The sequence below is a fragment of the Runella sp. MFBS21 genome (genome assembly GCF_029433105.1).
Taxonomy (GTDB): Bacteria; Bacteroidota; Bacteroidia; order Cytophagales; family Spirosomataceae; genus Runella.
Genome location: NZ_JARNTW010000005.1, coordinates 126,010 through 146,297, shown reverse-complemented (window position 1 = coordinate 146,297; position 20,288 = coordinate 126,010). Strand labels below are relative to the sequence as shown.

The 20,288-nt window shown below is 41.5% G+C and carries 19 protein-coding genes; 5 read left to right on the top strand and 14 right to left on the bottom strand.

All coding sequences use genetic code 11. The features are described from left to right. Positions 1-957, bottom strand: coding sequence for a PhoH family protein (locus P1X15_RS13530; RefSeq protein WP_277338661.1), 957 nt, complete (start codon positions 955-957; stop codon positions 1-3). A gap of 253 nt (positions 958-1,210) precedes the next feature. After that, on the bottom strand, positions 1,211-2,269 hold the full coding sequence (locus P1X15_RS13525) for a glycoside hydrolase family 5 protein (RefSeq protein WP_277338660.1): 1,059 nt from the start codon (positions 2,267-2,269) through the stop codon (positions 1,211-1,213). 145 nt (positions 2,270-2,414) lie between these two features. Here P1X15_RS13525 and P1X15_RS13520 point away from each other — a divergent pair, with 145 nt between their 5' ends. From P1X15_RS13520 to P1X15_RS13505, 4 genes are read left to right on the top strand one after another with little or no spacing between them, the layout of a single operon-like run. Next, positions 2,415-3,773: a vanadium-dependent haloperoxidase gene (locus P1X15_RS13520; RefSeq protein ID WP_409049684.1), complete on the top strand. Its 1,359-nt coding sequence runs from the start codon at positions 2,415-2,417 to the stop codon at positions 3,771-3,773. Beyond that, entirely contained in the window at positions 3,770-4,408 is a 639-nt protein-coding gene (locus P1X15_RS13515) for an ABC transporter ATP-binding protein (RefSeq protein ID WP_277338659.1), read from the top strand. Before P1X15_RS13520 ends, P1X15_RS13515 begins: the two co-directional genes overlap by 4 nt. Then, the gene (locus P1X15_RS13510) at positions 4,405-5,538 is read left to right on the top strand and encodes a hypothetical protein (protein ID WP_277338658.1); all 1,134 of its coding nucleotides are present in this window, start codon (positions 4,405-4,407) and stop codon (positions 5,536-5,538) included. Before P1X15_RS13515 ends, P1X15_RS13510 begins: the two co-directional genes overlap by 4 nt. A 58-nt stretch (positions 5,539-5,596) precedes the next feature. Then, positions 5,597-5,788, top strand: a complete 192-nt coding sequence (locus P1X15_RS13505) for a hypothetical protein (protein ID WP_277338657.1) — start codon at positions 5,597-5,599, stop codon at positions 5,786-5,788. On the opposite strand, the gene P1X15_RS13500 is transcribed toward P1X15_RS13505, so the two are convergent. From P1X15_RS13500 to P1X15_RS13470, 7 genes are all read right to left on the bottom strand, one after another. After that, positions 5,785-6,870, bottom strand: coding sequence for a Gfo/Idh/MocA family protein (locus P1X15_RS13500; protein ID WP_277338656.1), 1,086 nt, complete (start codon positions 6,868-6,870; stop codon positions 5,785-5,787). The genes P1X15_RS13505 and P1X15_RS13500 overlap by 4 nt on opposite strands. Before the next feature lie 206 nt (positions 6,871-7,076). Next, positions 7,077-9,005, bottom strand: coding sequence for a DUF3857 and transglutaminase domain-containing protein (locus P1X15_RS13495; protein ID WP_277338655.1), 1,929 nt, complete (start codon positions 9,003-9,005; stop codon positions 7,077-7,079). Between the two features lie 7 nt (positions 9,006-9,012). Beyond that, a complete protein-coding gene (locus P1X15_RS13490; RefSeq protein ID WP_277338654.1) occupies positions 9,013-10,977 on the bottom strand; it encodes a DUF3857 domain-containing protein in 1,965 nt (654 codons plus the stop codon). A 436-nt stretch (positions 10,978-11,413) separates the two neighbouring features. After that, entirely contained in the window at positions 11,414-13,183 is a 1,770-nt protein-coding gene (locus P1X15_RS13485; RefSeq protein ID WP_277338653.1) for a DNA polymerase III subunit gamma/tau, read from the bottom strand. A 79-nt stretch (positions 13,184-13,262) separates the two neighbouring features. Continuing rightward, positions 13,263-13,778, bottom strand: a complete 516-nt coding sequence (locus P1X15_RS13480; protein WP_277338652.1) for an MOSC domain-containing protein — start codon at positions 13,776-13,778, stop codon at positions 13,263-13,265. A gap of 149 nt (positions 13,779-13,927) precedes the next feature. Next, entirely contained in the window at positions 13,928-14,524 is a 597-nt protein-coding gene (locus tag P1X15_RS13475; protein ID WP_277338651.1) for an ACP phosphodiesterase, read from the bottom strand. Between the two features lie 6 nt (positions 14,525-14,530). Then, positions 14,531-14,998: a dCMP deaminase family protein gene (locus P1X15_RS13470; RefSeq protein ID WP_277338826.1), complete on the bottom strand. Its 468-nt coding sequence runs from the start codon at positions 14,996-14,998 to the stop codon at positions 14,531-14,533. Positions 14,999-15,200: 202 nt separating this feature from the next. Here P1X15_RS13470 and P1X15_RS13465 point away from each other — a divergent pair, with 202 nt between their 5' ends. After that, the gene (locus tag P1X15_RS13465) at positions 15,201-16,298 is read left to right on the top strand and encodes a hypothetical protein (protein ID WP_277338650.1); all 1,098 of its coding nucleotides are present in this window, start codon (positions 15,201-15,203) and stop codon (positions 16,296-16,298) included. Position 16,299: 1 nt separating this feature from the next. Here the strand turns inward: P1X15_RS13465 and P1X15_RS13460 are convergent, their stop codons facing one another. The 5 genes from P1X15_RS13460 to P1X15_RS13440 all read right to left on the bottom strand — a co-directional run bounded on the left by P1X15_RS13460 (position 16,300) and on the right by P1X15_RS13440 (position 20,273). Beyond that, a complete protein-coding gene (locus P1X15_RS13460; protein WP_277338649.1) occupies positions 16,300-17,097 on the bottom strand; it encodes a glycoside hydrolase family 25 protein in 798 nt (265 codons plus the stop codon). 28 nt (positions 17,098-17,125) lie between these two features. Continuing rightward, complete coding sequence (locus P1X15_RS13455) at positions 17,126-17,644, bottom strand: hypothetical protein (protein ID WP_277338648.1); 519 nt, start codon at positions 17,642-17,644, stop codon at positions 17,126-17,128. 70 nt (positions 17,645-17,714) lie between these two features. Next, complete coding sequence (locus P1X15_RS13450) at positions 17,715-18,317, bottom strand: DNA-3-methyladenine glycosylase (RefSeq protein ID WP_277338647.1); 603 nt, start codon at positions 18,315-18,317, stop codon at positions 17,715-17,717. Between the two features lie 12 nt (positions 18,318-18,329). Next, entirely contained in the window at positions 18,330-19,094 is a 765-nt protein-coding gene (locus P1X15_RS13445; protein ID WP_277338646.1) for a cupin domain-containing protein, read from the bottom strand. 69 nt (positions 19,095-19,163) lie between these two features. Next, complete coding sequence (locus P1X15_RS13440; RefSeq protein ID WP_277338645.1) at positions 19,164-20,273, bottom strand: glycoside hydrolase family 26 protein; 1,110 nt, start codon at positions 20,271-20,273, stop codon at positions 19,164-19,166. Positions 20,274-20,288: the final 15 nt, after the last annotated feature.

Below are 20,288 nucleotides of genomic sequence, written 5' to 3'. Positions count from 1 at the left end.
CTATTCTTTTTCTTTTCTTTCGTATGCCTCCAAAATTTCTTTAACGAGGCGGTGGCGCACTACGTCGCGTCCGTCAAGCTCTACAAAACCGATTCCTTTGACATTTTTGAGGGTTTCTAGCGCATCTCTCAGGCCCGACTTCTGATTTTTAGGCAAATCGACTTGGGTTTTATCGCCCGTAATAATCACTTTAGAACTTGGCCCCATCCGCGTCAAAAACATCTTCATTTGGGAAGGTGTTGTATTTTGAGCTTCATCCAGAAGAATAAAGGCATTGTTGAGCGTGCGCCCTCTCATGTAGGCAAGTGGGGCAATTTCTACAATACGATTTTCGAGATAAAACTTCAGCTTTTCACCTTGAATCATATCATCTAAGGCATCATAAATAGGCCGTAAATAGGGGTCAATTTTTTCTTCTAAATTGCCCGGCAAAAAGCCTAAGTTTTCGCCTGCTTCTACGGCTGGGCGCGTGATGATAAGTTTCTTTACTTTTTTTTCTTTGAGTGCCTGTACCGCAATAGCCACCGCCGTGTAGGTTTTGCCAGTACCTGCCGGGCCAATGGCAAAAAGCAAGTCATTTTCAGCCGCTTTTTCGACCATCAATCGTTGGTTAGCCGTTTTTGCTTTTACCACTACTCCTTTTGTACCATACAAAATCACATCCTTTTCATCTTCCAGTACATGAGGTGGTGCTACCGAGCCTCCGTTGGCAGTAAGATAATGTCGTACGTTTTCGTTGGTGATTTTACCGTACTTCTGGTAATGTTGAAGAAGGGATTGCAGAATATCGGTGATGCGGACTATTTCAGGCTGGGTTCCCATTACTCGGATTTCGTTGCCACGAGATATGATTTTGCTCATCGGAAACGCAGCTGCGACTTCTTTGATGTGGTTGTTTTCTACGCCGAGGAAATCAACTAAAGACACATCCTCCAAGGAAATTACTTTTTCGACCAAACGATGTAAATGTTTTATTATTGATTAATACGTTAAACTTTTTATTGACGTTGCATTCGTCAAATTCGTCAATGGAAATATAGCGTCTTGTTTTCAAAAAAACAACTTTTCTTTCTACTTTTTAAGGCTCAAAGGGCAGTGTTGTTTGATTATGAAACACTTGAACCTATGATGTCTTTTTATTACTTCAATTATCCGCTATCTTCTTTTCTATATTCAAGTCTTTTATTGTTTTTTCACAATTTGCCTTTCATTAGTATCGCCTTAGCAACTCCAGCATTTTTCTATCTAGCTTACTCCCCTGCCAGTCTTCGTAAACTACATCTTTGCGCCCGCTATCCAGAACCCCAAACGAGCCTCTCAGATTCCATAAACTCCACCCCCAGCCTGCTTCTTTCCAAAGTTGAAGATTATCTTCCATCCACTTAAGAGCTGTAGTGTGAGGTGTGTGCTGAAAAGCCCCCCACTCTCCTACATGAATCCCGACACCTTTACGTTCCAGTTCTTTCCAAGGAGCGATGTATTTCTTTTTCAACAAATCTTTGTTCCAATCAGTTTCACCAATTTTGAGAGGCCAATCGGGAGTAGGCCATTGCTCTGAAGCCTTCACCCAACTAGCCCGATAATGGCTCACCTGCATGGGGTTATATCCACGTGTACTTTGTCCCACATTCAAATCTGCAATACTATGGACGGGAGTGGTACCCCATCGTAAACCATCAGCGATGATAAGCCGCTGGGCATCTACGTCCCTAATGGCTTTGACTAATGCCCGCACTACACGCTCATAATCAGCTTCTGGAATATCGGGAGGTTCGTTGAGAAGGTCAAAACTGAGCCTTTTATTAGAAATCCCTTTATAACGAGTGGCAAACGCGCGCCAATGATGACAAGCAGCCTCCAGAGCCCTTTCATCTTTCCATAAATTAAGCGGCTCGGCAGGAGGATTGACACAATAGCCCGGAATACGGTGCATATTGAGATTTACGTGGATTTTGTAGGTTTTGCCCCATTCAACGACTTGGTCTATTTCTTTAAGCTGCATCTCATCCATCACAAGCCACTGCTGCGGGTCGGGTTTAGACCAACACCAATATGACATAGGCAATCTTACAAAATCAAAGCCCCACTGATGCATCCATTCAAAATCTCGCTCTGAATAAGGTTGGGCTTGGTTAGGATTAAATTTTTCGAGCAAATTGAACCCTCGCCACCGTGGCAATTTAGAAGGACGAGGGGCTGCCTCTGCCGTTTCAAATGCCACCCAAGAAACTACCCCTATGGATGTTGAAAAAAAGGTACGACGTTGCATAAAAGAGGTTTTTACATTAAAAGTTTTTAATCCTTTTTAAATACCGAAATAACTGACCAAAATCACTTTAATAAGGGCATGATTTTATAAATTTGCGCTTATGAGTATTCCTTTCTAAACTTTTTTTTTCATTTTTTTAGTACTTATGATGAAACAGCCTTTCTTTTTTGTGATTATAGGCAGCATCTTTTTATCATTAAACGCCTGTAAACCAAAAGCCAAACCTGAGGAGTATAACAAAAAGGCTGCTGATGCGGAATTGTATCACCAATCGGTCGAACTGCTCACAGAGGTGATTATTCACGATATTTTCAAACCTCCCGTAGCCAGTCGAATCTATGCCTATGCCAACTTAGCAGGATATGAAGCTATGGTTCCGGGCTATCCAGCGTATCAATCTCTCGGAGGAAAGTTAAACGATTTTACTTCTCCTGCTCCACCTGAACCTAATGCCGAATATTGTTTTCCTTTAGCAAGTACTCATGCGTTTTTGAAAGTAGCTCGTGCGCTTACATTTTCAGCAAGCTTCTTTGATGATTACGAAAAGACTTTCTACTCCAAGTACGAAGATATGGGTATACCCTCTGATGTAATCGAGCGCTCTAAAGCATTTGGGGATAGTGTAGCGGCTCACGTGATTCGGTACTCGGGAAAAGATAAGTATAAACAAACCCGAGGCATTCGTTTTACAGTTACCAACAAGCCTGGTACTTGGGTACCCACTCCCCCTGCCTATGCCGATGCCTGCGAACCTGAATGGAACAAAATTCGTTCGTTTACATTGGATTCGATTACGCAGTTTATGCCTCCACGGCCCCCTATGTGGACGCCTAATAAAGACAGCGAGTTTTGGAAAGAAACGCGTCAAGTCTATGAAATTGGTAAAAACCTTACGGAAGAACAAAAACGCACGGCTTGGTTTTGGGACGACAATCCATTTGTGATGAATGTAGTGGGGCATGTTATGTTTGCGAATAAAAAAATGACCCCCGGTGGGCATTGGCTCGCTATCAATGCCACCGTATCTCGTAACAGCAAAGCTTCGTTTGAAAAAAGTGTGGAAGGTTATTTACTTGGTTCTCTAGCACTTATGGATGCATTCATTAGTTGTTGGGACGAAAAATACCGCAGCACCAAAGTGAGACCCGAAACGGTTATCAACTCAGACATTGACCCCAAATGGCAACCTTATTTGCAGACGCCCCCTTTTCCTGAATACACAAGTGGCCACAGTACTATCTCTGGCGCAGCGGCAGAGGTGTATAGTTTTGTGCATGGAGATAATATAATATTTACTGACTCGACCGAATTTAAACACGGCCACGGCGTAATGACTTTTAAATCTTTTAGAGAAGCGGCTTTGAATGCAAGCGTAAGTCGTTTGTATGGCGGGATTCACTACTGGTCGGGCTGTGATGAAGGAAACAAAGCAGGCATAAAAATTGGGCAACATGTGCTGCAAGTAGCCCAAACCCGCAAGCAAAATACTATAAGCAAGCGATGATAATCATCAAAAATTTACGTAAATCGTACGGCGGGCACTTGGTCATCCAAGTGCCCGATTTAGTATTAAAGCCTGGCATTCATTGGTTTAAAGGTGCCAACGGCTCTGGCAAAACTACGTTCTTCAGAACCCTTGCCGGAATGCTGCCCTTTGAAGGCGACATCCAACTCCACGCTTGGGATATTCGAAAACAGCCCATCGACTATCGACTTCACATCAATTATGGCGAAGCCGAACCTGATTATCCTGAATTTTTGACCGCCAATGATTTGATTCAGTTTGTAGGACATGCCAAAAAAGCGTCTCAAAAGCAAGTGAATCAGCTCATCGAAACCTTCGGAGTGCATGATTTTTTGTATCAACCTACGGGTACTTACTCAAGTGGAATGCTCAAAAAGACCTCTTTGATTCTCGCTTTTTTAGGAACTCCCAAAGTCATTATTTTAGACGAACCCCTGATCACTATCGACGATGCTACCGTACAGAAAGTGTACGACCTTGTGAGCCAATATCATACACAAGGTGTCACTTTTTTGTTATCCTCACATCAGGATTTTATCTTTGAAAAACTCCCCATTCAAGGTTTATATCAAGTCCACAACAAGACGATTCATTTAATCCGTAACCAACAGTGAAGTCCATTATTAATATCCTTCGCAAGACTTTTGTAATCGAATATTATCGTCTCAATACGGGTTTCTTATTTTTGGTTGCCATGTTTGGTTTCGGGATTTTACGCCCCGAAGACCACATCGCATTGGCAACGTATGCTTTTACCTCTCCTTTTTTGCTGTCGCTTGGGCTATCTCTGTGGGGATTGTATCACCTCAAAGTGGTCTATTTTGTGAGGCAAAGGTTACTTTTTAGTTCACACGAGTTTTTGTATCATCTCGTGACCGTCTCAAAACCAAGGCGTTGGGCAGGGTTGTTGTATGTACATTTTATGTTGTGGCTGCCTGTGGTATTGTATGCGGGTTTTGTGGGCTATTATGGGTGGCTATTTGGGCAGCATCAAGCCGTAATTATTACCATGAGTTTCGCATTGTTCTTACCCTTTACGGGTGTAATGGCTTATGAGTATCGTCTTTTTCATCCCAATCCCGATACCCGTCTGAGTATATTGAGTGGTTTTCTGAATCGCCAATTCACAAAACCCTACTGGTCGTATTTCTTGCTTTACTTGTTTCAAAAAGCCCCCATTTTATTATTTCTTACCAAGGTTTTTACGTGTTTTATTGTCTATGGCATTTGTAAAATTTACCCTACCGATGCTTACGACGAGCGTTTGTTTTCGTTGGCTGCGGCTACTATTGCCCTTAGTCACTCGGTGATGTTGCTACATCTCTACGAATTTGAACATTTGCAATTGCCTCTCCTCCGTAATCTTCCTCTTACCTTGTTCCAAAGAGGACTTCAATACACGATTCTCTTTATTTTATTGGTTTTTCCCGAATCTATCTTTATGATTCGATACCATCCGTCAGGTATAAGTTGGGTATATACACTTGAATGGTGGGTGCTTATTCTAGGTCTTTTTTGGTTAATTTTTGGGCGTTTTCTTCAGCAGCATTATTTAATGGATTTATTGTTACGCCAAGGATTTTATGCTTTTATAAGCCTTTTTTTCCTGATTATGTTTCAAATCCCGACATTCCTCTTAGCTGTATGCAGCCTCGGCGCAGGCATCTATCTTTTTCACCGTCATTATTATAACTCCGAATACATTGTTTCGAAAGACAACCTCAAACTAAGGCCAGAAGAATAGTGCAAGCTTTCAACAAAAATGATAATTTTGTGCTCATTTCTTCTAAAATTATCATTTAATGAAACGTACGTTCGGTAGTATTCTCACGGGAATGGGAGTTGTTTTTATTCTTTTTGCTCTTTTTGCTTTCATGTCTGACAAACCAGTACTGGGCTTTACCCTTACAAAATGGGAAACCCTCGTCCCATTTCTGGTCGGAGGGCTTTTTATGTTTGTGGGCGTAGGTATGCTCAACAAAATCGCCGATTAGAGCTTGATGAGCTTGCCTCCGTTGGCTACCGATTTATAAACTGCTTCTACCACTCTAATATCCCGTAGTCCTTCTTCTCCAGGAGCGATAAGGGGCATATTTTTCATGATAGCTTCCACATCATCATCGAGCTGTTTGGCTTGTTGATTGGCCAGCGGAAAATCAATGGGACCGAGTGGGCTACTTCCTTTGTTGTTACTATAACTCGAAAAAGGCTCCATTTTAAACCAGCCTTTTTCGCAGTTGGCTTGCAGATAGTTCATATTGATACCAAAGCTCGTGTGGCAAGCCGCCAAAGCACCACTTGGAAATTCCAACTGAAAAGTGGCGGTTTCTTCTACTTCTTTATAGATATCAGGGCGGGTAGTGTGAAATTGCGCTGTCACCGAAATAGGCTCTTCGCCCGTAGCCAAGCGTGCCCCTTGTAAGGCATACACGCCCATGTCGCCCATTACGCCACCACCGAGGGCCTTGTTTTGCTTCCAATGGGTAGTACGACCATCAAAATACCCTGCTCCGCAAGTCACCATGCGTACTTTACCAAAGGTTTTTTCTTTGGCAAATTTCTGATACGCTTGGGTATTTGGGTCATGCTGACAACGATAACCTATTGCTAGTTTTACTTTATTGTCAGCGCAAGCCTTGATCATCGCTTCACAATCAGCCACCGAAGGTGCCATGGGTTTTTCACAAAAAACTTGTTTTCCTGCTTTTGCCGCGCGTACTACATACTCGCGGTGCATACTTGGAGGCAATACCACATACACGATATCAATATCAGGATTGTTGGCGATTTGGTCAAAATTCTGATAGTTGTAGATATTTTTATCCTTGATATTGTATTTTTTCTTCCAAGTTTCTGCTTTTGAGGGGGTTCCGGTCACGATTCCTACCAGCTCGCAGTTTTTGGTCAGTTGCAAAGCGGGTGCCAGCAAGTCGGTGCTATAATAGCCCAAGCCTACCAAAGCTACCCCTAATTTGTCTTTTTTGGGGCGAGTAGCTGCCCAGAGCGCGTTGGGAGTAATGATGCTAGCAGCCCCACCAATGAGGGTACTTTTCAGAAAATCTCGACGATTGAACATGGTAAGTAAAGGGTTTTTATATTAGGATTGATTGCGTTTGATATATATATGGCTTTTTGAATAAAATATACTCTAAAAATAAGTGACAAAGTGTAAATTACTCAGCAATTTGCCTAATATTCAGTTTAACCGCATTAAAACTAGCCTCTGGGAAGCTAGTTTGGCAGTAAATTATATTAATCTTATTAATCCAACATAACCAAATCCTATTTTTCCTGGACCAACACAATTTGATTTTTATCTAGTTTCACAATCTTCTTCCTAAATTCCACCCATTCGTTAAAAGCACTTGCAGGATAAAGTCCTTTTTTCATTTTCATTTTGCGGGTGTAGATAATACGGTCATTTACTTTTTGAGCTTCGGCTTCGTACTCGCCAAATTTTGAAACAAGATTTGATTTCTCTGGCAAATACTCGGCAATGTACCCTTTCGGAACTATGTAGGTGATACTGTCGATATCTAAATAATTGGACGAAATCTCAAAATCATACTTTCGTGAAGCATTGGGAAATGGTACCGTACTGACAACATTAAACTGATTGGGACTCAAAAAAAGTCGAGAGCTACTTTTATTATAGACGTTTTTGGCAAAAAAATGCACTTTTTCTTCCACCGCAGGAAGCGCCGAAGGGTGTTCTTCAAAACTAAATTTCAGGATTTCGACACTCGACAGCGACAACGATTTTACCAACCATTTTTTTTGTTCTTCTTTACCATAAACATGCATCACCCCCGATACTGTTTCTTGCTGAATTCCTTTGTAGTAGGTTATCATATCAATTATGGCTTCACCATTTTCTTGTAGATTGACCAAAGCACGACGTAGCTGCTGATTATCTTCGGGTCGATACGAGGGAGTTTTGACCAGTACACCCCCATTTTCGGTAATCAAAACCGCATGTCTATCTCCCGTAAAACTTCCCAAATACCCAAAAGGAGCCGTTTGGCTGGTACATTCTAGCCAGATAGTATCCTTTTGGTTGGGTACACACAAAAACAAATGATTGAACTGAAATGAAGGAAACGTAGACTGAATATCGCTTTCATCCGCTCCCGCTTTTACCAACACAGGGTATGATTTGATCCCTACTTCTTTCAACATCGCACCTAAATAAGTAGTAAGTGCTTTACAGTCACCATAGCCTTTGGTAGCTACTTCTTCGGCTTTCATGGATTGCCACCCTCCCAATCCCAACTGAATACTTACATAGCGGGTATTACCTTGCAGGTAAGCATATAATTTCTGTACTTTTTCTTGAGGATTGTCTATCCCTTTGATCAATTCTTTTACTTTATTGATAGTTTGCGGAGGTAAGGTATAGCGGTCTTTGTTCAATTCCCGATAAAACATGCCGAAATCCGTCCAAGTAGAGAGATTACCACGATAGCCCTCTACCATAAATTCGGTGGGACCGGTATATACACAGGGCAATATTTTGGAAAGTGACGGGGCGTAAGGCTCCTCCTCAATTGCTTTTATATTTTTTACAACCCAAGTGTATTTGGTTTGACCCCCGTCTTCCGTAATAGCGGCTTTGGAGGGCATATTCTGCTCCAAATACCTCAATTTCAAGCCTTGGGGCATTGTTACAGTTAAGCTGCTGTGCTCGACCGCCGTTCTGGGAAGATTATTCGGGACAGCCTCCCACGTAGGATATATCATCATATTGCGGGTGGTGAATTCATAAGCAAAAGCCACCGTGTAAGGATAAGTGGTATGTTTAAGCATTGCCACTTTCACAAAACTATCATCGATAGAGTTATCACCCGAATTGGTACTAAAGCTTTCGATTTCGCTTCTTTTCAGACGCTTTACTCTTTGACCTTGTGCGTCGTAAAGCTGCGCTTCGATATCCTTAATAGTCGTAAATTTATTGTAAGGAATCACAATCGCGGCTTGCCGTTCGCCCTTTTCGTCCAATACCGTGACAGCTCCACTTATCTTCACCAAAGCCTGCCCCATATCTTTTACCACAAATTCCGTATGATGAAATCGTACTACACTACTTGCCTTGTCGGTCAGTTCATTTGTTAAAGTTGCGACAGCAAAATTCTGCCCATATCCCACTAAAGGACTAACAATAATCGATAAAGTTAAAACCCTCTTTATCCATGTCTTCTTATACTCCATCATTAAAATTTTAATTTTCTTTTTTGATTACAATTTGTTCCTGATGTTTTGCAATGATTTTATCAAAAAATTCTTTCAGGAATAAATATTCATCCGCATAATAAATCGGCTTTTTAAGCTGTATTTTGCTGACTACATTTATTTTTCGCCCGTCTGCCCTTACCATATACGAAAACCGCCCACCGTCAGAAGGCAAAGTAATAGAGGCACTTTTTGGAGCTTCTATTACTTTATAGCCTTCAGGAATCTCAAAATTTGCCATATAAGTCTCGTCAAGTGAACACCCAAAATCGACTGGAAAAGACCTTTCAGAAGCTTTAAATGGATTTTCGGAATAGTCGTCACTTAAAATCGGCTTTAAATACAATAGATTTCCCGCTTTGATAACGTGCTCATTGATATTCAAATCAAAAGCCGCTTCCATGGCTCTATTGTTTGGTTCGGTATTTGAATATTGTACTTTAGAAATAGACCATGAAGGGTTGTCTTTTTTTACTTCTTCTAAATACTTTTCTTGCCCCGTTTCTTTCAAATCGCTTTTGGCTCTAATAGCACCATACCCTGCATACGAAAACGATATTTTTCCCGAAAGCTCTCCTTCTTCATTAAGCACAAATTCTGCCTTCTTATATTCTCTATCCTGCTCTTTAGGAATCAATGATACAAACCTAGCTTCTGTAGGATGTACCAGCCATCCTTTTTTATTTAAACACCTTATAGGTACAATTCCTACATCGGCAAATTCGTCGGTAGCATCCAAGAAAATATCTTTTCCGGAGTAATTCATGTATGCAAGTAGGTAATTAAATTTTTTAAGCAATGCATAGGTTTCATTTATGTATCCATTAGCACGTGTACTCAAAATCAAGGGATTGGCATCATAACCCATTTCTCTAAGAAGAGCCGTAAGTAGCAAATTAATGTCGCCTGCATCACCTTCTTTTTTATCAAATACTTTTTTAAGGCCATTGGAATAAATGCTACTTTTTCCATTCCATTTGATATTAGAAAAAACGTAATTTTTGGCAGCCCTCCATTGACTAAGTGTATCTGCATTTTTGGCTTTTATCTCCTTTGCAATATTTTTAAGGAAATTGGTTTTACGAAGTTGTTCTTCTAGGTTATAATCTACGAGCAAGGTTTTGTTCATACTAGCATAATCTAAGGAGAAATTTTTTGTCAAAACTCCAGTCCAATCAATGCTTGAAAGTTCAAAATCAATCTTGGAGACGTAATCAAGAGGAGTCGTAATGTAGGGTTCATCTCTAAAAGCTGCGCCGTTTTCTACCACAAACCGATAACTCACACCAGGCATATCTGTGCCTGCAAATCGAATGTTTAAAGGTTTTTTTTCATTGATAGCCAAAGGCAAATATCCTGACATCAGCATTGTATAATAAAATATATTAGGGATATCTATTCTGTATTCGCTCCATAAAACGGGAATGTCATTTTGAAAAATCCATATTTTAGGATTATGAGAAAGAGTCATGGGAGTTTCTATTTCATAACTATACTCAATCACTGAGCCTTCTTTCACATTAGGCAATGTAAATTTGTGATTTGTATAGTTGTCAGAAGATTTTTCTTTAAAAATCATATCTTTTGACAACTTATCTTTCGCTACTTTACCATCTATCAAGTTGTAAGTGAATGCTTTAATATCAAAAATTCTTTCTTCGTTGTTGCCAACTTTGTATAATAACACACTAGAAGAAGCCCTATCAAGAGCGGATTTTTTCAAAATCTTTACTTTCGTGTGTTGCTTTAAAACAATAAAAATGTTGTTGTTGGTATATCTAAAATTAGTCTCGCCATAATCATACAATACAACAGCATCTGCTGATGAGTCTTTAGGATAAGCTTTCATGCTGACTTCTTCAAGAGAGGCTTCGCCAAACTTATGTTTGTTTTCTTGGGCTGTAGTAGATAGTGCCACTATAAAGGTGAAAAGAGTAATAATGTACTTAATCATAAAAGAGGGAGGTTTAATAATATAAGTAGTATAAAATGGAGTTGGATAGATTTCAGAAATGGTTTGAAATAAAAATGATGCTAATTGCTAATATCGCTAAAAAGCATACTTATAGTTTGTAAGTGTATATGACGCTTTAATATTAGAAGAAAAATATTAAAAAAGAAATGATTTTTATCCAACGGCAATCTAAAAGAACTAGTATATAATTGACGTTCGATATAAAAAATTATTATTTTTTCATATCGAAAATATGGCATCTTTTTTGCTAACACAACGATTTAAGAGGAAATCTCGCTGAGATAGAACACGATTAATTATAAATTTAACAAAAATCACCCTAGCGTTTTTGCAGAATAAGTGCATGAAATAGTTAGTTCTGATTGTACAGAAAATAGAAGACTCCAAGCAAGGTGAAAAACAGAAGATAATTTCCCTAAAAATCCACATCCAATCCCAACAACCGCTGCAAATCTAGTAAGGCGGGATTGCGCTCAGCCAAGGCGTTGAATTTTTCGAGGGGCGTATAAGGGTTGCGTTTTACCTCATTGGGCGCGATACGGTGCGTAACCTGAATCTGACGGTTTTTGAGGGTATGACGAAGATAACTCAACAACTCAGGTTTTAAGTCATTGAGTAAGGTCTCTTGGTGAAGATTATCCAAAATCAACTCAATCGTCATGTTTTCAAACTTAATCTCACGATTGAGCATGATTTGCTCACTTACGCCCCCACCTTTGGTCTCCCTTAAACGTGCAAATGCCTCCCAGGTTTCTTTGAGTTGTTCGAACGCAAAAGGCTGGTCAGTCCAGCTCATTAAAGGTTCTGCTTCCTTAGAAACTGAGGTAGTTACTTTGGCTGTTTCGGGGGTTACTATGGCCGTAGCATTGAGATTTACTGTCGAGCGAAGTTTGCCGAGTGTCCCGGTAGCCGCATTTTGATAACTGACCGTAGGCTCGCTCGTGGTCATGATGGGCTTAGTAGCCGCTGGATTTCCGGCCAAATTCACGTGGGTGGTCACCGTGGCATTGGGCACAGTCACTGAGGTAGTTGCACTTATATTATGCTTTTTTTTTTCGTCTTGGGATATAGCCTCCAAGTCCAAGACATCTGCGAGCTTTGCGAGCTTCATCAAGCACAGCTCCACGTGTAGGCGCTGCTGCTTGGCGGCTTTATAATTGATGTCGCACTGACCACCAATACTCAACGCAGACAATAAAAACGACAAAGAGGCTTTGGCCGATTGGTCCAAATATTTGTTTTTGGCAGTTTCGGAGACTTCCAACAACTGCACCGTTGAGGGGTCTTTGGAAACCAGCAAATTTCTAAAATGCTCAAGCAATCCAATAACAAACAAATGCCCGTCAAAACCTTTTTTGAGTATCTCATTGAAAGTCAACAAGGTTTGGGACAAATCTCCTGTCAAAAGGGCGTCTGTTACCTTAAAGTAATAATCATAATCAAGGATGTGGAGATTTTCTAAAACATCCCGATACCGCACCGTCCCGTCGGTCGAAAAAGTCACGTTGAGGTCAAACATCGACAGCGCGTCGCGCAAACCGCCATCGGCTTTTTGGGCGATTAGTTCGAGGGCTTCACGTTCGGTTTGGATACCTTCCTTTTGGGCAATTCGTTCGATGTGGTCGGCAATATCACTAGGCTGAATCCGATTAAAATCAAAGATTTGACACCGCGACAAAATCGTGGGTAAAATCTTGTGTTTTTCGGTCGTAGCCAAGATAAAAATGGCATAGCTAGGTGGCTCCTCTAAGGTTTTCAGAAAAGCATTGAAAGCCGCCGACGATAGCATGTGCACCTCGTCAATGATGTAGATTTTGTATTTACCCGTTTGGGGAGGATAGCGCACTTGGTCAATCAAGTTCCGAATATCATCTACAGAGTTGTTAGACGCGGCGTCTAGTTCATGCACATTAAAAGACGCATTGTTTTGAAAAGCCACGCACGACTCACACTCTCCGCAAGGCTCTACCTCATCGGTAAGACGCTGACAATTAATGGTTTTTGCGAGAATACGAGCATTCGTTGTTTTCCCCACACCGCGAGGTCCACAAAACAAAAACGCCTGTGCCAAGTGATTGGTACGAATAGCATTTTTGAGAGTAGTCGTAATGTGCGACTGCCCAACTACCGTATCAAACGTAACGGGACGATACTTCCGAGCCGATACCACAAAATTGTCTGCCATGCCCGCAAGTTAGTAAGTCCGCCGTTGAATTCAAACAGAAAAAAACTTTTGCAAAATTAAGTCAAAAGCACTCAGGCAGTTACTGATTTAGGTTGTCTAGCTGACTCAGCACCTTTACGCTATCTCCCACCTTAATAGTACCTTCATGCAGTACTTTGGCAGTGACTCCCCCATGCCCTCGCATGGCATTATAGCCACCCTCTGCTAGCACCTCCTCCATACGGCTACATGGATGACACAAACCTGTAATCTGAATCACCGCCTCTCCGATTTGGATGGTGTGGTCTTTAAGAGCTAGTAGATTGATACCTGTCACGACGATATTGCGCCGCAACAAGGCAGGATTGATAATGCCTCTTCCCAAATAAGAGCCTATCGCCGCCAAATGCTCCGCCTGAATCAATGTTACTTGGCGTTTGCTGTCTGGATTGCCACGGTAGCGGTCACCGTCGAGCCCCGTTCCTATTCGGGCAAAAGTCTCAGTAATAGGCGATACAGGCTGTCGAGATGCGGGTCTCACCCCTATCCAAATCACTTCTCCTGCCTGCGCAAAGTGGTTCATCAATTCTTTTAAAGGGCTGGGTTCTGTAAACATAGTTTGTCAATTTGAAAATGTAATAATCTTATTAGGCACAACCCGCTAGATAAGTATGCCATCAGATAGCTATCGGCAAATAGGAAAATTTGAGCATAAAATTTCCCACAATCTCTTTACTAAGACAAGTACTATCTTCAAAGGCGATTTTAATTACTGCCTAAAAAATCTTCACAGCTATGAATTAAATCCGGGAAAAAGGTTCTGAAATAATCGGCATACACTTCTTCATTGGCAAACAACTCTTCTCCGGCGGTTTCGATGCCTTTCAAAAACGGAAATCTTTGTGACATTCCTACGAAAGAACGAATCATCCGCTCTTCAAATTGGTAGTTGTACAACCAATCGTATTTTTTCATTGTTTCTGCCAATGATGCTGCCTCAGGCGGCAATACCCTTCGATTTTTATCTAAAACTCCATACACATACACCGTAAATTCATGAAGGGGAAAGGTAGAATAATCGCGGAAATATTTGGCTAAAAAATAATCAAAATACATGTCCGTAACCACTCCTCTAAACTTCGAAAACCTAGCAGGAAGCACTTTGCGGCACTCCTGTCCCGTTGGGTGTGTATCTGTAAAAAAATCAATGTGGCGATGCAACAATATCCCCTGCTTTATGGCGGCATTGTAGTGCTGATTGCGGGGATGATCTAATCTTCCTCTTACAAAATCACCTAACAAATTCCCCACAATTAGCGGCTCTTGCTCAAATGACAAGTAGAAGTGGGCTAGGTAATTCATGATTTGTTAAGATTGTTCAGCTACTTTTTTAAAACGCTCGACTTGTACTCCAAATTTTCGCAAAAACTCGACGCCTTCATCTACCCCAATGCCCTTATAATCAGCATAGGAATCCAAATAAATGACTCGTTTGATTTTCATCGTATAAATCACGCGCGCGCAAGCAATGCAAGGCGACAAAGTCACGTACAAAGTCGTTCCTTCTAAATTAGCTCCATTTTTGACGGCATACAAGATGGCGTTTTGTTCTGCATGAAGTGCCAACGAACAGCTTCCTTTGGAATCGCGCGGACAGCCTACCCCCGGAAACTCCTCGTCACAATTGTGGGTACCCGAAGGAGGACCATTATAACCAATCGAAATAATTCGGGTGTCTTTGGTAAGAACTGCCCCCACTTGCGCTTTGATACAGTGAGACCTACGCGCTAGGTTTTGGGCTAGTTCCATAAAAATATCGTCAAAAGCAGGACGCATGAGTTGTTTTAGATTATTGTGTTTAATGAGGTTCAAATCACTTTTAGAAAAAAATGACCCCTCTTCATCTTTCTTTTGTTAATTATCCGTTAATAGCATTATCAATCAAGATACTTACCGTCGATTATTCCTAAAATCAGAGTCATAAGTATCTTTGTTGGAGCATCTCTTTGAACAGCACAAAGTAACGAATAAGAAATTTATGCAGCGTAGTATCTTTAGTGTTTTGTTGGGTTTTATTGTGCTACAAGCCTCCTATTCTGCTTGGACTCAAACCCAAACAATTGCCCTTAAACCCATTCGCCTAAACGTCCAACCCAAAGGCTTTTTTATTTTAGAGGTAATTGACAATAGGGCTATTACTACCAATATCGGCAAGATTTGGAGTAGACCTCAGCCCCTCACAGCTCAGCTTCAAGGTGGCACGGCCAATGCCCTGGAATCTTTCTTAAAGAAAAATTTCAACCCTGTTAACACCGATTCTCTTACGCCTATTTTACTCACTATCAACGAACTACGAATTAGCGAGACACTTACTCCCGAAAACCGTGTCAAGGGCGAAGTCAAAATGATACTAGGCTACGAAACATACCGAGAAGGGCGGCGCGTACTTCTCACCAATGGCAATGCCGCCACTACCTACACTCGCGCAGGCGTGGTACCCGAAGAGATGATTGAGAGCGTGATTAGAAAATTATTGGAAAATGAACTCAAAGGTTTTAACAATTGGTTTGCCAAAGGCATCAAGACCTCTGATTTGCTTGCCCGCGAAGTGAAGCTCATCCTAGAAGAAGAAACGCTTATCGACCACGGTGACACTCTTTATTATCATGCCAAGCGCCCGCTCAACTGGTCTGACTTCCAAGGAGCACCGAGCGTGTTGAGTCGCTGGGCGGCTCAAGTATTTACTAGTTTTGGGTTTGAAGCTCGCACCGTCGTTGCCAATAGAGTCATCGAACTCTATGTTCGCCCTAAAATATGGATTGACAAAACCATCTCATGGGTAAGGCCCGGCTCCAAAAACGACTATGTACTTGACCATGAGCAGCTTCACTTCGACATCACTCGTCTTGCAGCGGAGCGATTTAAGCGCTATCTTCAAAAGATGACCTTTTCGGTAGAAGATTTCAGCAGTGAATTACAGTACCAATACATTGATTTTTATCGGGTGCATAGTCAGTTACAAATCCAGTACGACAACGAGACTGGCCACGGAACCAACCAAGCCGCCCAAGCAGCATGGGTCAAAAAAGTCAGGGATGAATTACGGAGTTATGGTGTTACGCCGGCTCGTCCTTAGTCTACTTTACACAAATTCTCTTGAGAGCATCCACATCCCCCAAAAATACATTGTAGTCCACCAATCCACGCACTCCTTCCGAATACCCACTTTTTGAATGTTGCCAAAAATAAATCGTCGCATCATCGTAGCGATTTAGCGTCCAGCCTGAGTAATCGGCAATCCAAAGGGGATAGTTGTCGAGATTGTCTTTGATGTATCGCCGATAAAAGTCAGCATTGGTATAAATGATGGGCTGCACTCCATAGTGGTTTTCGGCCAATTTTAGCCAAGTTCGCAAATTTTCGATGACCTGCTCGCGACTATAAGCATTGGTACCAATTTCAAAATCAAGGACTGGCGGCAAATCTCCTTTTTTGAGCTTGGCTACTTTTTTGAAATTCTCAAACTGTGGCAAAGCGGGTTTCCAAGGAATATAAAAATGATAAGCTCCTCGATATAGCCCCACATCATCGGCTTGTTGCCAATTGTTTTTGAAATCCTTGTCAATGAGAGAGGTTCCTTCGGTAGCTTTAACAAAGGCAAATTGGAGACGCAAGTCCTCAAACCTCATTTCTCGCAGAAGCTTCCAATCAATACGCCCATTGTGTTTCGAAATATCGATTCCGTGAATTTCATATTTCATCGGTAAGCGTATACCGAGTTTGTGTACATGTCTCCAGTCGTTGATATTGAGTCGATTATAATACCAAAGCCCTACACCTATCAAGATTACCACAAGCCCAACGATAGCCCATCCTAAGGGTGGAAGAGGACGTTTTTTGGGAGGAAGAGAAGAAGTATTAACACGACGAGCCATAGAACAAAATCAAATAAAATTCGCTCCCTTAATCTTTGATGGGGAGTTCAGTCACTTCGGCTTCGGGATTATTGAGTTTGGCTTCTTCTATGGGCGAAAAGGGAAGTGTCTTTAGAAGACGCTTTTTAGAGGGAGCTTGTGTCAGAAAAAACAACACCAGCCCAATCCCAGCTCCCAAAAACCATATATTTCCCGTAAGAAAATACCCAAATGCCGATACCAAAGTAGGAGCTTCAAAAAAAGCATATTTCAGGAGTAAATTGCTCTGATATTTTCGCAATTTCTCCGACAAAGATTCTTTTGATGAAATGGTTTTCAAGGTTTGTTTTGAAATAGCCCACCCCATAAAAGGTAGCATAAACGCTAAAAAAGGACCAATATACATCAACGCTTGTGACAGCATCTCGTGATTTGGAGTTACTTCTAATTGGGTATTTCTTAACAAAAACAAGACTGTACCAGTACCTACCTGAGCTAGCAACATCACACCATAAATCAATGAAAGTAATTTAAAATACTGCCTACTAGTCAGAGTCTTACGGTCCATATCACTTCATTTAGAGCGCAAAATAACGATTTTTTAAGTATACCTAGCCAAAATTATACCAAAAATCCCTTTAAACACCAGGCTGCCAACGCCAAAGATAACGACACGCCAAGGTACGATGAGGCCGCCATGGCTCCGCAATTTTGTGAAGGGTTTTGTATAACTCACGTCCTGTTTGGGTGAGTTCGTAAGCCTTTATCATTTTTTGACGAATGACTAAATCATCAATCGGGAATACATCGGGGCGCTCCATCACAAACATCAAAAGCATCTCTACCGTCCAGCGTCCTACTCCTTTGATAGGGGTGAGATACGCAATGATTTCTTCATCCTCAAGAGCCTCTAAATGAGCATAATCAATTCCTTTCTCCAATGAAAAGGTGGCTACATTTCGCAGGTAATTGATTTTTTGAAAAGACAAGCCTGCACTTCGCAACTGCTCATCAGTAGCTACCACAAGCAGCTCTGCGTGAGGGTATTGCTCAGGAAACAACGCTCTAAATCTAGCAAAAATAGAATCGGCGGCTTTTACCGAAATTTGCTGTGAAACAATACTCTCCAACAATGCCAAATAAACGTCTTGGTTCCAATCTGTTTTTTTGAAAGTGGGCGTATTTTCAATAATTTTTGACAAAATAGGGTCTCTTTCCGCTAGGTAATTTTGGGGCAGCATGCGCAATTTTTTTTATTCAAATTGAAAAGCAAAGTAAGTACAGGCTCCTTTGCTGATATTTTGGATAGCATGAGGAACGTTAGATTGTAAAAAAATAATGTCTCCTACATCCGCTTTTATCCATTCACCATTGATACTCTCTTGGGCTTGCTTATCGGTAAGCAATAAGATTTCGGCAGCTTGATGAGTATGAGGCGGGTGACTCATCAAGCCTTCGTTTAAGGTCGTCACGTGCATTTCAAAGCGTTTGGAATGGGCTGTAGCACGGTCAAAAAAGTTTCTACGTCCCCCTTTGTCGTGGGTTTTGAAAGCAACTTGATTCCAATGTACAATCAACGACCCGCCCGCTTTCGCTCCTCTTTCCAAGTCTACCGGCTCTACCGATTCATAATTCATGACATAGTAAGTAGCTGGCTGCCCGCTTTTATTTTCAAACCCATGCAAATCGCCCGGCATGATAAGCGCAATACTTCCCGCTTCGAGGGTTTCGGTTTTGCCATTGAGGGTGATAGTAAGCTCTCCTTCTTTTACTATCATCAACTCTTCTTGGGTGTGTTGGTGGCTTTTAGAGGCTTGCTTAGGCTGTAAAGTCTCCGCATGGATTTTCATGTACTTGAAAGCAGGGGTCGTACCTTCTAAAATAGAACGCTGCTCTATTTTATTTTTTTTTGATACTGCCACACTTTGCCATTTATATACATCTGCTTTGATAGGCATCAGCTGCCCTAAAGCATTTAGAGTCAATAAAATAAATCCCAAACAGCTAAAGTAGTTCATGCGAAGAAGGTGATTGTTTATGATAGTAAGTATTCACCTTGGAGAGCCATCAGTACGCTACCAAGATTATTAAAAGAGCCCCAAGAACTTTTTCTTATATATTTTTCTTAAATCATTTTCAAAAAGTGTATAAGGGTCTTGATAAAATTTGAGAAAATCGGGTTCACTCACCTGCCCCGGATAAGGTGCATAATAGTGTGTAGGGCTTCGCGTATCATTACGCCAGACCAATACGTAAGCTAAACGCATTTTCTCTGTTTTTAAAGCTTTGAGCAACGTCTCTGTCCACCATGTAGTATTGGGAATTGATTCTAAACCGGTCTCCGTAAAAGCGGCGAGTTTGTGAGCCTTTTGAGCGTAGTCAGACACAATTTTGAGCTTCTGAATACCCGCGGTCAAATTATATTTTCCGTCTCGCCCAAAATCTCCGTAATTATCCATCCCTACCATGTCTACCCAATCATCGCCCGGATAACGCTCCAAAAACATCTCTTCGGTCGTAAATTTATTATCTGGCGAAAAAGCATAAATAAAATTATGCACCCCCAAAGTATCGCGTAAATAAGATACCGTAAAATGCCAAACATCCATGAAATCTTCGCGGCTACAGTGAGGTTTACCCCACCAAAACCATCCTCCGTCAAATTCGTGAAAAGGCCGAAAAATCATGGGTACCAACTTACCATCTTGCCCTTTGGTCGATTTGGCAAAATCTCCAATCGTACGCAAAATCTCTTTGTAGGCTTCGTGGTGAGAGCCGTAAGGTTTGATGAGAGGCATGGCAGCCACCGAAATCGAATCTTTCCAATAAAATCCTCCTCCAGAAGCGGGGTTCGAAAAATGCCACGCTACCGTCGTTACCCCGCCTCGCTGGTAAGTATCTATTACATTTTGGCGCAAAGTAGCCACTGACTTGGCAATATCTTCTGGCGACCTGCCCGAAAACCCCATAAAATCAATCCCTATGACTGCTGGATACGAGCCCGTCACCGATTTCACATCCGAACGATCTGCTTCTCCCGACCACCCATGTCCGTATTCGGTAGCATGTTGATGTCCAAAAAGTACGTGTTTTTTGGAGAGCTTTTTTAGATTATGATACAATGCTTTGGTCTCTCTCGTCGCATTTTTGTCAATTTGAGCATTGCTGTAGAGTGATAGACCAAGTCCCAAACTCATAAAAACATACTTATA

What these genes read in the sequence shown, in the direction of transcription:
- P1X15_RS13525 (WP_277338660.1), bottom strand. Translation starts at nt 2,269, where the DNA reads ATGCAACGTCGTACCTTTTTTTCAACATCCATAGGGGTAGTTTCTTGG.
- P1X15_RS13520 (WP_409049684.1), top strand. Translation starts at nt 2,415, where the DNA reads ATGATGAAACAGCCTTTCTTTTTTGTGATTATAGGCAGCATCTTTTTA.
- P1X15_RS13515 (WP_277338659.1), top strand. Translation starts at nt 3,770, where the DNA reads ATGATAATCATCAAAAATTTACGTAAATCGTACGGCGGGCACTTGGTC.
- P1X15_RS13505 (WP_277338657.1), top strand. Translation starts at nt 5,597, where the DNA reads ATGAAACGTACGTTCGGTAGTATTCTCACGGGAATGGGAGTTGTTTTT.
- P1X15_RS13500 (WP_277338656.1), bottom strand. Translation starts at nt 6,870, where the DNA reads ATGTTCAATCGTCGAGATTTTCTGAAAAGTACCCTCATTGGTGGGGCT.
- P1X15_RS13495 (WP_277338655.1), bottom strand. Translation starts at nt 9,005, where the DNA reads ATGATGGAGTATAAGAAGACATGGATAAAGAGGGTTTTAACTTTATCG.
- P1X15_RS13490 (WP_277338654.1), bottom strand. Translation starts at nt 10,977, where the DNA reads ATGATTAAGTACATTATTACTCTTTTCACCTTTATAGTGGCACTATCT.
- P1X15_RS13485 (WP_277338653.1), bottom strand. Translation starts at nt 13,183, where the DNA reads ATGGCAGACAATTTTGTGGTATCGGCTCGGAAGTATCGTCCCGTTACG.
- P1X15_RS13480 (WP_277338652.1), bottom strand. Translation starts at nt 13,778, where the DNA reads ATGTTTACAGAACCCAGCCCTTTAAAAGAATTGATGAACCACTTTGCG.
- P1X15_RS13475 (WP_277338651.1), bottom strand. Translation starts at nt 14,524, where the DNA reads ATGAATTACCTAGCCCACTTCTACTTGTCATTTGAGCAAGAGCCGCTA.
- P1X15_RS13470 (WP_277338826.1), bottom strand. Translation starts at nt 14,998, where the DNA reads ATGCGTCCTGCTTTTGACGATATTTTTATGGAACTAGCCCAAAACCTA.
- P1X15_RS13465 (WP_277338650.1), top strand. Translation starts at nt 15,201, where the DNA reads ATGCAGCGTAGTATCTTTAGTGTTTTGTTGGGTTTTATTGTGCTACAA.
- P1X15_RS13460 (WP_277338649.1), bottom strand. Translation starts at nt 17,097, where the DNA reads ATGGCTCGTCGTGTTAATACTTCTTCTCTTCCTCCCAAAAAACGTCCT.
- P1X15_RS13455 (WP_277338648.1), bottom strand. Translation starts at nt 17,644, where the DNA reads ATGGACCGTAAGACTCTGACTAGTAGGCAGTATTTTAAATTACTTTCA.
- P1X15_RS13450 (WP_277338647.1), bottom strand. Translation starts at nt 18,317, where the DNA reads ATGCTGCCCCAAAATTACCTAGCGGAAAGAGACCCTATTTTGTCAAAA.
- P1X15_RS13445 (WP_277338646.1), bottom strand. Translation starts at nt 19,094, where the DNA reads ATGAACTACTTTAGCTGTTTGGGATTTATTTTATTGACTCTAAATGCT.
- P1X15_RS13440 (WP_277338645.1), bottom strand. Translation starts at nt 20,273, where the DNA reads ATGAGTTTGGGACTTGGTCTATCACTCTACAGCAATGCTCAAATTGAC.